Origin of the sequence: uncultured Massilia sp. (assembly GCF_913773735.1) — a bacterium.
In the GTDB taxonomy this organism is placed as follows: domain Bacteria; phylum Pseudomonadota; class Gammaproteobacteria; order Burkholderiales; family Burkholderiaceae_D; genus Telluria.
In genome coordinates this window covers 1-12,417 of sequence record NZ_CAJYEB010000018.1, presented here as the reverse complement: position 1 = coordinate 12,417, position 12,417 = coordinate 1, and the positions used below count along the sequence as shown (strand labels likewise).

Here is a 12,417-nt window from a genome sequence, read left to right as displayed (position 1 = left end):
CGATGAACGACACCGCGCTGGACGCCGCCGCCGTCGCCCGCGCCGCGCCGCGCGGCCCGGTGCGCAACGCCGCGATCGGCCTGGTCATGCTGGCGCTGTTCACCGGCACGGCCGCGCGTTACGTACTGAGCCCGATACAGGAACTGGTGAAGGCCGACCTCGGCCTGGGCGACAACCAGGTCGCCCTGCTGCAGGGCCTGGCGCTGGCGCTGCCCACGGCCCTGATCTCGCTGCCGATGGGGCGCCTGGTCGACCGCACCAGGCGCAACCGCCTGCTGGCATGGCTGGCGCTGCTGTGCGCCGCCGGCAGCGTGCTCGGCGCCCTGGCGCAGGACTTCGCCGGCGCCTTCGTCGCGCGCATGATGATCGGCGCGGCGGTGGCGGCGGGCCAGCCGGCCGCGCTGTCGCTGGTGGCCGACCTGACCGAACCCGCGGTGCGCGGCCGCATGGTCACCCTGATCTCGCTCGGGCAGGTGGCTGGCAGCACGGTGGCGTACGCGCTGGCCGGCGTGCTGCTGGCCTGGCTGCCGGCCGCACTGCCGGCCGGCGGCGCGCTGGCGGCGCTGGCGCCGTGGCGCCTGGTGCTGCTGGCGTTCGCGGCCGCCGTGCTGGCCTCCAGCGTCGCGCTGCTGTTCCTGCGCGAACCCGCGCGCCGCGAGGCGGGCGCGCAGGACGGGACGGCGCTGCGCGCGGCCCTGCGCGCGCTGTGGGGCTACCGGCACTTCCTGCTGCCGCTGGCCGGCGGCATGGTCACCATCGGCATGGCCGATGCCGCCGCCGCGATCTGGGCGGTGCCCATCCTGACCCGCAACTTCCACCAGGCGCCGGCCGACTTCGGCGCCTGGATGGGCATGCTCAACCTGGTGTCGGGCATCGTCGGCGCCGTGCTCGGCGGCGTGACGGCCGACCTGGGACAGCGCCGCCGCGGCCACGGCGGCGCCCTGGCCGGCGCGGTGGCCGGCGCCGCGCTGTCGATTCCCGCCGCCCTGTTCGCCGTCGCGCCGGGCGTCGGCGGGTTCGCCATCCTGCTGGCGCTGCTGCTGACCGCCGGCGCCTGCGCCAACATCGCCGCCACCTCGGCCGTGATGGTGGTGCTGCCGAACCGCCTGCGCGGCACCTGCCTCAGCCTCCTGGTCGCCGGCATCGCGCTGGTCGCCTTCGGCATCGCGCCGCTGCTCGTCAGCCTGGGCGCTCGCGCGCTGGCGCGCGACGCCGACCTCACCGTGCCGCTCGCCTGCGTGGGCGTCGTCACCAGCATCCTCGCCACCGTCGCCTTCGCGCGCGCCATGCGCGCCGCCGGCCACGCCATTCCATCGGAGCCAACGCCATGAAACCAGCCAATCCCCCGAAAGAGACCGTCGCCGCCGTGGACACCGCGGCGCTCGATGCGCTGTTCGAACCGGTCAACCGCGGCGACGCGCCCGGCCTGGTCGTCGGCATCGCCCTGGACGGCGCCACCGTGTACCGGCGCGGCTTCGGCCTGGCCAGCCTCGAGCACGGCGTCGCCAACACGCCCTGGACGCGCATGCGCATCGGGTCCACCAGCAAGCACTTCGCCAGCCTGGCGGCGCTGCTGCTGGCCGAGGAGGGCAAGCTCGACGTCGACGCCGGGGCGCGCCGCTGGCTGCCCGAGCTGCGCGCGCCCGCCGACCCGGCCCACGAGCCGACGCTGCGCCAGTTCATGGCCCACACCAGCGGCCTGCGCGACAGCCTCGACGTCGGCTTCCTGGCCTCCGGCATGACCATCAAGCCCAAGGGCGATTCGCTGGCCGTGCAGGCGCGCCAGCGCGACGTCAATTTCGCGCCGGGCGACCGGCAGATCTACAACAATGGCGGCTACCACCTGCTGGCGCTGGCGATCGAGCGCGCCGCCGGCATGCCGTTCGAGCAGTTCCTCGCGGAGCGCCTGTTCGACCCGCTGGGCATGCGCGACACGCGCTCGGTCCCCAGCGACTTCGAGATCCATCCGGGCATGGCCACGATGCACGTGGCGCAGCCGGACGGCGGCTGGCGCCGCGGCATCTTCCCCAGCGAGGAAGTGCGCGCCGAAGGGGCCATCGTCTCGACCGTGGACGACATGCTGCGCTGGCTCGCCCACCTGCGCGGCCCCCACGTGGTCGGCAGCGCCGCCAGCTGGGCCCAGCTGAAGACGCCGGCGCGCCTGAACAACGGCACGGCGCACGGCTATGCGCTGGGCCTGCAGGTGGAAGACTACCGCGGCGTCGAGGTGATCCACCACGGCGGCACCGTGATCGGCGGCACCTGCCAGATGCTGACCGTGCCGGCGCACGCGCTCGACGTCATCATCATCGCCAACGGCGCCCCGGTCAGCGTGAGCGAGCTGGCCAACCGCGTCGTCGACATCGTGCTGGGCGACGCGGCGCTGCCGCGGCCGGCGCCCGCCATGGCCGAGTGCGAGCGCTTCCGGCCGCTGGTCGGCGCCCGCTACGCCTCGCCGTCGGCCGACATGGTGTTCGGCTTCGGCGACGCCGGCGGCAAGCTCGGTTTCGTGATCCACAATTCGCCGCCGATCCCGGCGCGCGCCGAGGCGGGCGCGCTGTTCCTGGAATTCGCGCGCATCGTGACGGGCCCGTACCGCGTGATCGCCGAGCCGCTCGCCGCGGACGCGGCGGCGCCGGACACGCTGCAGCTGGAAGACGCCGGCACGATGCAGACGCTCGCGCGCCTGCCCGCCGCGCCGCCGTCCGCGGCGCAGGCGGGCCGCGCGCTAGTGGGCCGCTACCGCGCGCCCGACCTCGACGCCGACGCCGAGATCGCGCTCGACGGCGACGCCTTGAGGATGCGCGTGGCCGGCGTCCACGGTCCCAACACGATGACGCTGACGCCGTATTCGGACGACGTGTTCGGCTGGAACTTCACCGGCCAGCTCGCCGCGCTGGGCGGCACCCTGGCCGTCGAGCGTCGTGCCGGCAAGGTCGCCGGGCTGCGCATGAACACGCTGCGCACGCGCCACATGCATTTCGTGCGCGTCGAGGAGCAATGACCATGAAACTGTTTGTCGCCTGCCTCGTCACCGAGACCAACACCTTCGCCGCCGCCCCCACGGGCCTGGGCGGCTTCGAGGAATTCGGCATCTACCACGGCGACGCCAGCCGCCGCGACCCGCACGGCACGGGGGCGCTGACGCGCTTCGTGCGCGAGCTGGCCGAAGCCGACGGCAACGCCGTCGTGGAAAGCCTGAGCACCTTCGCCCAGCCAGCCGGGCGCACCGTGCGCCACGTGTACGAAGCCTTCCGCGACGAGATCCTGGCCGACCTGCGCGCCGCCATGCCGGTCGACGCGGTGCAGTTGCTGCTGCACGGCGCCATGGCCGCCGACGGCTACGATGATTGCGAGGGCGACCTGGCCCGCCACATCCGCGCCGTCGTCGGCCCCGACGTGCCGGTCGGGATGGAGCTCGACCTGCACTGCCATTTCACCGACCTGATGCAGGCGTCGGCCGACGTCATCGTCGCCTTCAAGGAGTATCCGCACACCGATGCGCAAGACCGGGCGCGCGAGCTGTACCGGATCCTGGTCGATGCCGTCGCCGGCCGCGTGCGGCCCGTGACCGAAGTCTTCGACTGCAAGATGGTGGGCCTGTGGCACACCACGCGCGAACCGATGCGCAGTTTCGTCGCGCGCATGCAGGACGCCGAGCGCCGGCCCGGCGTGCTGTCGGTGTCGCTGGGCCACGGCTTCCCCTGGGGCGACGTGCCGGAAGCGGGGGCCAAGCTGTGGGTCGTCACCGACGGCGACCGCGCGCTGGCGCGTGCGCTGGCCGACGAACTGGGCGCCGCGTTCTGGCGCCTGCGCCACGCCACCCGGGCGACGGCGATGGACGTCGACGCGGCGCTGGCCGGCGCGCCGGATGCGGCGGGCAGCGGACCGATCGTGCTGGCCGACATCGCAGACAATCCCGGCGGCGGCGCGTCCGGCGACAGCACCTTCATCCTGCGCCGCATGCTCGAGCGCGGCGTGGGCAATGCGGTGGTCGGCATGCTGTGGGACCTGGGCGCCGTCCACGTCTGCCGCAGCGCCGGCGCCGGCGCCGCGCTGCGCCTGCGCGTGGGCGGCAAGTGCGGTCCCGAGTCCGGCATGCCGGTGGACGTGCGCGTGCTGGTGCGCGCCGTGGTCGACGAGCACACGCAGAGCGCGCTGGGCGCGCGCGAGCGCCTCGGCCCCTGCGTATGGGTGGAGGCGGACAATGGCCTGCACATCGTGCTGTCCTCGGTGCGCACCCAGACCTACGGCACCGACGCCTTCACGGGCCTGGGGATCACGCTGGAGGACAAGGACTTCGTCGTGGTGAAGTCGACGCAGCATTTCCACGCCGAGTTCGCGCCGCTGGCCAGGGAGGTGCGCTACGTCACCACGCCGGGCACGATGAACCTCGACTTCGCCGCCATCCCGTACCGCCTGCGTTCGCCGGACTTCTGGCCGCGCGTGGACGACCCGCACGGCGCGGCTTTCCAGAATGGCTAGCGCCCCGGCAAGGTATCGTGACGAGTTTTCAATCTTCGCTATTGGGAACTATAATGAATGTTCTCCATGAGGATGCATATGGCCACGCGAAGAGCGAACGACAAGGGACCGGACAGCGAACCGGCGCGCGGACAGGAGAGGGACGGCAGCCTCGGCGAATCGCTGCGGCGGATCCGCAAGGAACGCGGGATGACGCTGATCGAGGCGGGCGAGCGCAGCGGCATGCCGATGTCCACCATCTCCAAGATCGAGAACAACAAGATGTCGCTCAGCTACGACAAGCTGCAGCGCATCTGCAAGGCCCTCGAGGTGGACATCTCCGAACTGTTCAGCGGCAATCCGGCGCCCGCCAAGACGCCGGCGCCGGCGTCCAGCGGCCGCCGCAGCATCAACCGGCGCGGCACCGGCTATGCGATCGATACGCCCAATTATTCGCACCTGTATCCGGCCGCGGACCTGCTGAACAAGCGTTCCGTGCCGATCATCGCCGAGATCCACACGCGCTCGCTGGCCGACTTCGGCGAGCTGATCCGCCATCCGGGCGAGGAGTTCGCCATCGTGCTGGAAGGGACCGTCGACCTGTACACCGACCTGTACGCGCCGGTGCGGCTGGAGGAAGGCGATTCGATCTACTTCGACAGCGGCATGGCGCATGCGTACATCGCGGTGGGCGAGGGCACCTGCCGGGTGCTGTCGGTGTGCACGTCCGATGCGCCGAATTCCGAAGAGATGTATGCGTCGCTGATCGACGCGCCCGCGCCGGCGCTGGCGCTGGCCCATCCCGCGGCGCCCGGGAAGGCGGCGCCCGCCGCATCGCCCGCTGCATCTCCCGCTGCATCGCCCGCTCCATCGCCCGCCCAGGCGCCGACCGTCACGCGCAGGCACGCCAGGAAATAAGCCCGTCCAGGGCAGGCGGGACGCCGCGGCGTCCCGCGTTCCCCGCTACCGGGTCAGCGCGGCCGGTACGCCGTCACCTCGATCTCGACGTCCACGTCGAACGCCAGCTGCGCGCGCACGGTCGACCTGGCCGGCAGGTGCGGCGCCTTGAACACCTCCCCGTAGACCGCGTTGAATTCGCCGAACAGCGCCAGGTCCGACAGCCACACGGTCACCCGCACCACGTCCTCCAGCGTCGCGCCGGCCTGCGCCAGCGTCGCCGCGATGCGCTCGAGCACATTGCGGGCCTGGTCCGCGATGGGGCCGCGCAGCGGCTTGCCGTCCGGGTCGAGCGGGATCTGGCCCGACAGGAACAGGAAGCCGCCGGCCTCGACGGCCTTGGAAAACGGGAAGGGCAGGTCGCTCGGGATGCGCTGGATGGTGGACATGGCTGGCTCGCTTTCGGAAAATTTTCCGATATAGAAATAAATTATTATCCCGGTCACCCGCGGCCCTGTCAAACGGTGTTCTGCCGTCGTCGCGCCGCGCGCGACATGCCGCGTTTCCTTGCGTATTTCTTCCAGAAAATGCTTGCGCGGCGCGTTGCGCTGGCATATCTTTCAATATCGGAAGAATTTTCTTTTTTTGAAAAGCAGCCCGTTCCGGGCGGAAGGCGAGCAGGGATCGTATGAGTCATCAAACGGCGGATTTCATCGTCATCGGCGCGGGCATCGGCGGGGCGTCGACCGCGTACTGGCTGTCGCGCCAGGCCCGCGTCCTCGTGCTGGAGCGCGAGGCGCAGCCGGGTTACCACAGCACCGGCCGCTCGGCGGCGCTGTTCATGGAGAGCTACGGCCCGGCCCAGGTGCGGGCGCTGAGCCGTGCCAGCATCGATTTCTTCAACGCCCCGCCGGCGGGATTCTGCGAGCATCCGCTGCTCGCGCCGCGCGGCGCCTTCATGTTCGCCGGTCCCGGCCAGGAAGACGAACTGGCCGCGCACGAGGCCGCGGTACGCGGCACCTCGTCGCGCGTCGAGCGCCTGGACGCGCGCCAGGCGCTGGCGTTCCTGCCGGTGCTGCGCCCCGAGCACGTGATCGGCGGGGTGCTGGAAAAGGACGCGGCCGACATCGACGTCGACGCGCTGCTGCAGGGCTTCCTGCGCGGCGTGCGCAGGAACGGCAGCGGCGTCGTCTGCGACGCCGCCGTCACCGGCATGCGGCACGCCGACGGCGTCTGGACGGTGAGCACGCCGAACGGCAGCTACCGGGCGCCGGTCGTCGTGAACGCCGCCGGGGCCTGGGCCGACGCCGTGGGCGGCCTGGCCGGCGCCGCGCCGGTGGGGCTGGTGCCCAAGCGCCGCTCGGCCTTCATCTTCGCGCCGCCGGAAGGGATGGCGGTCGCGCACTGGCCGCTGTTCCTGGACGTGCGCCAGTCCTTCTACATCAAGCCCGACGCCGGCATGCTGCTGGGCTCCCCCTGCAACGCCGACCCGGCGCCGCCGCACGACGTGCAGGCCGAGGAGCTGGACATCGCGATCGCCATCGACAACATCGAGCGCTTCACCACGCTGCGCATCCGCCGCCCGAGCCACGTGTGGGCGGGCCTGCGCAGCTTCGTCGCCGACGGCGAGCTGGTGGGCGGCCACGACCCCGCGCTGCCCGGCTTCTTCTGGGCCGCCGCCCAGGGCGGCTACGGCATCCAGTCGGCGCCGGCCGCCGGCCGCTACTTCGCCTCGGCCCTGCTGGGCGAGGCGCCCGACCCGCAGCTGGCCGCGGCCGGCTTCGACCCCGCGCAGATCAGCCCCGCACGTTTCCAGCCCTGAGGAGCGCCGCCATGCACATCTTCCTGGCCGCCCTGGCCCACGAGACCAACAGCTTCTCGCCGATCCCGACCACGATGCGCGCGTTCGAGGAAGGCATCCTGTACCGTCCCGGCGGCGGTGACGGCGCCCTGGCCCAGGCGCGCGACTTTCCCGGCTACGGCTTCCTGCTCGATGTCGCGCGCGCGCACGGCGACGACGTCACCTTCGGGCTGTGCGCCTGGGCCCAGCCCGGCGGACCGGTCGCGCGCGCGACCTGGGAGGCGCTGCGCGACGAACTGCTCGAGCAACTGCGCGCGGCCGGCCCGGTGGACGCCGTCGTGCTGGTGCTGCACGGCGCGATGATCGCGCACGGCTACCCGGATTGCGAAGGCGATCTGTTGAATCGCGTGCGCGCGCTGGTCGGTCCCGCCGTGCCGGTGGGCGCGCTGCTGGACCTGCACGGCAACCTGACGCCGGCGATGACGGCCAGCGGCGCCGTGCTGGTCGCCTGCAAGGAATACCCGCACACCGACTACCTGGCGCGCACGCGCGAGCTGCACGCGATCCTGGCGCGCATGGCGCGCGGCGAGTGCCGCCCGGCCGTGCTGGTGCGCACGCTGCCGATGCTGGGACTGTTCGGCACCGGCGACGCGCCGATGCGCGCGCTGCTGGACCTGGTGCGGGCCTGCGAGGCGCAGGCCGGCATCCTGTCGATCTCGCTGATGCACGGTTTCCCGTGGTCCGACACCGCCGCCACCGGCGCCGCCGTGATGGTGGTGCACGACACCGGCGCGGCGCACGCGGCGCGCGCCGGACGCATCGCCGCGCAGCTGGCGCAGTCGTTCTTCGCGCTGCGCTCGCTGGGCGCGCGCGCCATGCTGTCGGTGGACGACGCCGTCGCCGCGGGCCTGGCCGACGCCACCGGCCTGTGCGTGCTGGCGGACGGCGCCGACAACCCCGGCGGCGGCGCGGCCTGCGACAGCACCTTCGTCCTGCGCGTCCTGATCGAGCGCGATGCGCGCGACGTGGCGCTGGGGATGATCTGGGATCCGCTGGCCGTGCAGCTGGCCATGGACGCCGGCGTCGGCGCCGAGCTGGCGCTGCGCATCGGCGGCAAGGTCGGCGTCGCGTCCGGCCAGCCGGTCGACGTGCGCGCCACCGTCACCGCGGTGCGCCGCGACGCGCGCCAGCACGGCCTGGCCGGCCGGTACACCGAGGCGCTGGGCGACGCGGTGGCGGTGCGCGCCGGCGGCATCGACATCGTCCTGAACACCCGGCGCCAGCAGGTGTTCTCGCCCGAGTGCTTCACCCAGCTCGGCATCGACCTGGCTGCGAAGCGCCTGGTGGTGGTGAAGTCGACGCGGCACTTCCGCGCCTGGTTCGACGCCATCGCCGGCACGACCCTGTTCTGCGACGCCCCCGGCGCCCTGAACAGCGACCTGGCGAGCCTGCCCTACGCGCACCTGCGCCGGCCCATGTGGCCGCTCGATGCGATCGGCGAGGCCGAGGCGCTCGGCCTGGCGGAGCACGGCCATGCGTGACCAGGGCACGTGGTTCGGCCAGCCCAGGGGGCTCACCATCCTGTTCCTGACGGAGACGTGGGAAAAATTCTCCTTCTTCGGCATGCGCGCCCTGCAGATCTACTACATGACCAAGGGGCTGAACCTGACGCAGGCGACCGCGTCCTACATCTTCGGCGCCTACGCGGCCGGCGTGTACCTGACGCCGATCTTCGGCGGCCTGCTTGCCGACCGCTGGCTGGGCCGCAAGCGCGCCGTCGTCATCGGCGGCCTCTTGATGGCCGTCGGCCACTTCATGATGGCGTTCGAGCCGCTGTTCTTCGTCGCGATGGCCGTCATCGCCGTCGGCAACGGGCTGTTCCTGCCGAACCTGCCCAGCCAGGTGCCGCTGCTGTACCCGAAAGGCGACCGGCGCATCGATTCGGCCTTCAACGTCTACTACGTGGGCGTCAACCTGGGCGGTTTCCTGGCGCCGCTGGTGTGCGGCACGCTCGGCGAGCTGTATGGCTGGCACTACGGCTTCGGCGCGGCCGGCATCGGCATGTGCCTGGGCCTGGCGATCTACGTCTGGGGCGGCAGGTACCTGCCGGCCGACGCGCCGGCGCGCCCGGCCCGCGCCGCGGCGGGTCCGGCGCAGGCGGGCGACGGCGCCGGCCATGTCGCCCTGCTGCTGGGCGTGGCGTTCGCGGTGGTGCTGTTCCGCACCGCCTACGAACAGACCGGCAATACGCTGGCGCTGTGGATGGACACGCGCGTCGACCGCCTGGCGTTCGGGATGGCGATCCCCGCGACCTGGTTCCAGGCCCTGAATCCGATGTTCGTGTTCCTGATCAGCCCCGTGCTGGTGCATGCGTGGAACGTGCGCGCGCGGCGCGCCGGCACCGTGGCGGGCGAGGGCGCCGGCATCGCGTCCTCGCTGCGGCGCATGGCGGCAGGCGCGGCGGGGATGGGCGCCTGCTACGGCGCGCTGGCGCTGCTGATCGCCCTGGGCGCGGGCGGCGCCGTGCCGGTCCACTGGCTCTGGCTGGTGGGCTTCTTCGCCGTGTTCACGCTGGCCGAGCTGCACATCCTGCCGGTCGGCCTGGGCCTGTTCGCCCGGCTGGCGCCGGCGCGCTTCGGCGCCACCACGATCGCCGCGTGGTTCCTGTGCTCCTTCGCCGGCAACCTGCTGGCGGGGATCGTGGGCGCCGCCTGGGAACGCACGACGCCGCAGGCCTTCTTCCTGGCCATGGCGGCGGTCGGCGGCGTCGCCGGCCTGCTGCTGCTGGGCATCGAGGTGCTGTACCGGACGCGCCGCGCCGCCGCCCTGCGCCACGCCGCGGCCGTCGCGCACGACGGCGCGCTGCGCGAATCGACGGATCCCTGAGGCGGCCATGCTGGTGGTACGCAACGCCTCCGCGCACGATCTCGACGCCATCCTCGCGCTGGCGGCGGGGATCGGCGCCGGCATGACCACGCTCAAGCCCGACCGCGCCGCGCTGGCGCGCCGGCTCGACGTCGTCGCCGCGTCGTTCGCCGGGACCATCGCGCCGCATGCCGCCGACTACCTGTTCGTGCTGGAAGACGCGGCCGCGGGAAGGATCTGCGGCGTGTCGGCCATCAAGGCCGCGGTGGGCCTGGACGAGCCGTTCTACAACTACCGCCTGAGCACCTCGGTGCACGCCAGCCCCGAGTCCGGGCTCGTCAACCGCGTGCAGTCGCTGCACCTGGTGCACGACCTCGCGGGGGCGTCGGAACTGTGCTCGCTGTACCTGCACCCGGACTACCGCCAGGGCTGGAACGGCCGCCTGCTGTCGAAGGCGCGGCTACTGTTCGTCGCCCAGTTCCCGGCGCTGTTCGCGGCGCGCATCTTCGCCGAGATGCGCGGCTACCAGGACGCGCAGGGCCGCTCGCCGTTCTGGGACAGCGTGGGGCGGCCGTTCTTCCGCATGGATTTCCACGAGGCCGACGACTTGTGCGGCAGCGGCGACCGGCGCTTCATCGAGCAGCTGGTGCCGCGCCTGCCGCTGTACACGCACCTGCTGGGCGAGGCGGCGCGCGCGGCGATCGGGCGCACCCACGACGACACGGTGCCGGCGCGCCGCATGCTGGAAGGGGAGGGCCTGCATTTCGACGGCTACGTCGACATCTTCGACGGCGGGCCGGTACTGCAGGCGAACGTGCGCGACCTGCGCGCGGTGCGCGCGAGCCGGGTGCTGCCCGCCGTCGCCGCCACGGACGGGACGGCGGATGCGCCGGCCGATGCGCCGGCCGATGCGCCGGCCGTGCTGGTGGCGACGACGCGCCGGGACGCGTTCCGCGCGGTCGCCGTGGCGGCCGATCCGCGCGCGCCCGTGCTGGCGCCCGCCTGCCTCGACGCGCTCGGCTGCGCGCCGGGGGCGCCGCTGCGCGTGCTGGCGCTGTCGGCCGGGGGTCGGCCATGAGCGCGCCGGGCATGGCCGTCGCCTGGAAGCGGGTGCAGGGGCGCTTGCGGCGCATGGCGGAGACGGAACTGGGCGAGGAGCAGGTGTGCGCGTGCTGCGGCGAACTGTGGCCGCTGGACGGCGAGTTCTTCGTCGTCGCGCGCGAGCGCGCCGGGTACGAGTGCCGGGCGTGCCTCCAGGAGCGGCGCGGCAGGACATAGCAAGTCGCACGTCGCCCCGGCGCAGGCCGGGGCCCAATTCTTTGGGCGCTGCCGGGATGCTCGCAAGATTGGGGCCCGGCCTGCGCCGGGCCGACGGAGGCTAGAGCGGCGTATCGACCTTCTTCAGCGTGCGCAGCACGAAGCTGGACTTGCTGTGGCGGATGCCGGGGATCTTGTACAGCCGTTCGCGCAGCAGCCGTTCGTAGTCGCGCGTGTCCTTGACGGCGATGCGGATGAAGTAATCGTAGTCGCCGGAGATCAGCAGGGCTTCGAGCACTTCGGGGATCCGTTCCAGCTGGCGCCCGAATTCGTACAGCGTTTCCTCGCTGTGGTTGTCGAGCGTGACCTGGACCACCACGACGTCTTCCCAGCCCAGGCTGGGCAGGTCGACCCGCACCGTGTAGCCCTGCAGGACGCCGGCCTCGGTCATGCGCTTGATGCGGTTCCAGCACGAGGTCGTGGACAGCCCGACGGCCTCGCCGATCTCCTGCAGCGGCGTGCGCGAATCGCGGATCAGGATGTCCAGGATGCGGAGGTCCGCGGCGTCGAAAGATTTTCTGGAAGTGTCCATGAAAGCGAAATATTTTCAGTATGGATGCCCATATTACCTGAAAAATTGAAGCACTTTCCGGCATGCGATCGATAGAATTTCAGTCCATGGATACCTCTTCCGGCACCCTCCCCACCGGCGCCGCGCTGCTGCTGCGCACCCTGCTCGACTGCGGCGTCGACACCGTCTTCGGCTACCCCGGCGGCGCCGTGCTGCCGCTGTACGACGCCCTCGCCGGCGAACCCCGGCTGCGCCACGTGCTGGTGCGCCACGAACAGGCGGCCGTCCATGCCGCGCAGGGCTATGCGCGTTCCACGGGACGCCCGGGCGTCGTGTTCGTCACGTCCGGCCCCGGCATCGCCAACACCACGTCGGGCCTGCTCGACGCGCTGAGCGACTCGATTCCCGTACTGTGCGTCAGCGGGCAGGTGGCGACGGCGTCGATCGGCACCGGCGCCTTCCAGGAATGCGATGCGCTGGGCATCTCGCGCACGGTGACGAAATGGAACGCGCAGGTGCGCGCCACGGCCGACATCGCGCCGACGATCCGCCGCGCCGTGCG

Annotated in this window: 12 protein-coding genes; 10 read left to right on the top strand and 2 right to left on the bottom strand. The window is 72.2% G+C overall.

What is annotated here, in order from left to right; all coding sequences use genetic code 11:
• The first annotated feature begins 2 nt into the window (after positions 1 to 2).
• The 4 genes from QZ749_RS07130 (at position 3) to QZ749_RS07115 (ending at position 5,382) form a co-directional block, all read left to right on the top strand.
• Positions 3 to 1,331 carry an MFS transporter gene (locus tag QZ749_RS07130; RefSeq protein ID WP_296945011.1) on the top strand — a complete coding sequence of 443 codons (1,329 nt, stop codon included), beginning with the start codon at positions 3 to 5 and terminating at the stop codon, positions 1,329 to 1,331.
• Positions 1,328 to 3,004 carry a serine hydrolase gene (locus tag QZ749_RS07125; RefSeq protein ID WP_296945009.1) on the top strand — a complete coding sequence of 559 codons (1,677 nt, stop codon included), beginning with the start codon at positions 1,328 to 1,330 and terminating at the stop codon, positions 3,002 to 3,004. Before QZ749_RS07130 ends, QZ749_RS07125 begins: the two co-directional genes overlap by 4 nt.
• Before the next feature lie 2 nt (positions 3,005 to 3,006).
• On the top strand, positions 3,007 to 4,485 hold the full coding sequence (locus QZ749_RS07120; RefSeq protein ID WP_296945007.1) for a M81 family metallopeptidase: 1,479 nt from the start codon (positions 3,007 to 3,009) through the stop codon (positions 4,483 to 4,485).
• A 78-nt stretch (positions 4,486 to 4,563) separates the two neighbouring features.
• Complete coding sequence (locus QZ749_RS07115) at positions 4,564 to 5,382, top strand: helix-turn-helix domain-containing protein (RefSeq protein WP_296945006.1); 819 nt, start codon at positions 4,564 to 4,566, stop codon at positions 5,380 to 5,382.
• A gap of 53 nt (positions 5,383 to 5,435) precedes the next feature.
• Here QZ749_RS07115 and QZ749_RS07110 read toward each other — a convergent pair whose 3' ends face one another.
• Positions 5,436 to 5,810, bottom strand: coding sequence for a RidA family protein (locus QZ749_RS07110; protein ID WP_296945003.1), 375 nt, complete (start codon positions 5,808 to 5,810; stop codon positions 5,436 to 5,438).
• A gap of 239 nt (positions 5,811 to 6,049) precedes the next feature.
• Between QZ749_RS07110 and QZ749_RS07105 the strand changes: the two genes are divergently transcribed.
• The 5 genes from QZ749_RS07105 to QZ749_RS07085 are packed head-to-tail and all read left to right on the top strand — an operon-like array spanning position 6,050 to position 11,305.
• On the top strand, positions 6,050 to 7,183 hold the full coding sequence (locus QZ749_RS07105) for an FAD-binding oxidoreductase (RefSeq protein WP_296945002.1): 1,134 nt from the start codon (positions 6,050 to 6,052) through the stop codon (positions 7,181 to 7,183).
• 11 nt (positions 7,184 to 7,194) lie between these two features.
• Complete coding sequence (locus QZ749_RS07100) at positions 7,195 to 8,703, top strand: M81 family metallopeptidase (RefSeq protein ID WP_296945000.1); 1,509 nt, start codon at positions 7,195 to 7,197, stop codon at positions 8,701 to 8,703.
• A complete protein-coding gene (locus tag QZ749_RS07095; protein ID WP_296944998.1) occupies positions 8,696 to 10,048 on the top strand; it encodes a peptide MFS transporter in 1,353 nt (450 codons plus the stop codon). The genes QZ749_RS07100 and QZ749_RS07095 overlap by 8 nt, the downstream gene beginning before the upstream one ends.
• A gap of 7 nt (positions 10,049 to 10,055) precedes the next feature.
• Positions 10,056 to 11,105, top strand: coding sequence for an arginine N-succinyltransferase (locus QZ749_RS07090; protein ID WP_296944996.1), 1,050 nt, complete (start codon positions 10,056 to 10,058; stop codon positions 11,103 to 11,105).
• Between the two features lie 53 nt (positions 11,106 to 11,158).
• Positions 11,159 to 11,305, top strand: coding sequence for a hypothetical protein (locus QZ749_RS07085; protein ID WP_296944994.1), 147 nt, complete (start codon positions 11,159 to 11,161; stop codon positions 11,303 to 11,305).
• A 100-nt stretch (positions 11,306 to 11,405) separates the two neighbouring features.
• On the opposite strand, the gene QZ749_RS07080 is transcribed toward QZ749_RS07085, so the two are convergent.
• Complete coding sequence (locus QZ749_RS07080) at positions 11,406 to 11,876, bottom strand: Lrp/AsnC family transcriptional regulator (RefSeq protein WP_296944993.1); 471 nt, start codon at positions 11,874 to 11,876, stop codon at positions 11,406 to 11,408.
• A gap of 86 nt (positions 11,877 to 11,962) precedes the next feature.
• On the opposite strand from QZ749_RS07080, the gene QZ749_RS07075 reads away from it, so the two are divergent.
• On the top strand, positions 11,963 to 12,417 hold a 455-nt coding region (locus QZ749_RS07075), incomplete at its 3' end, for a thiamine pyrophosphate-binding protein (RefSeq protein ID WP_296944992.1).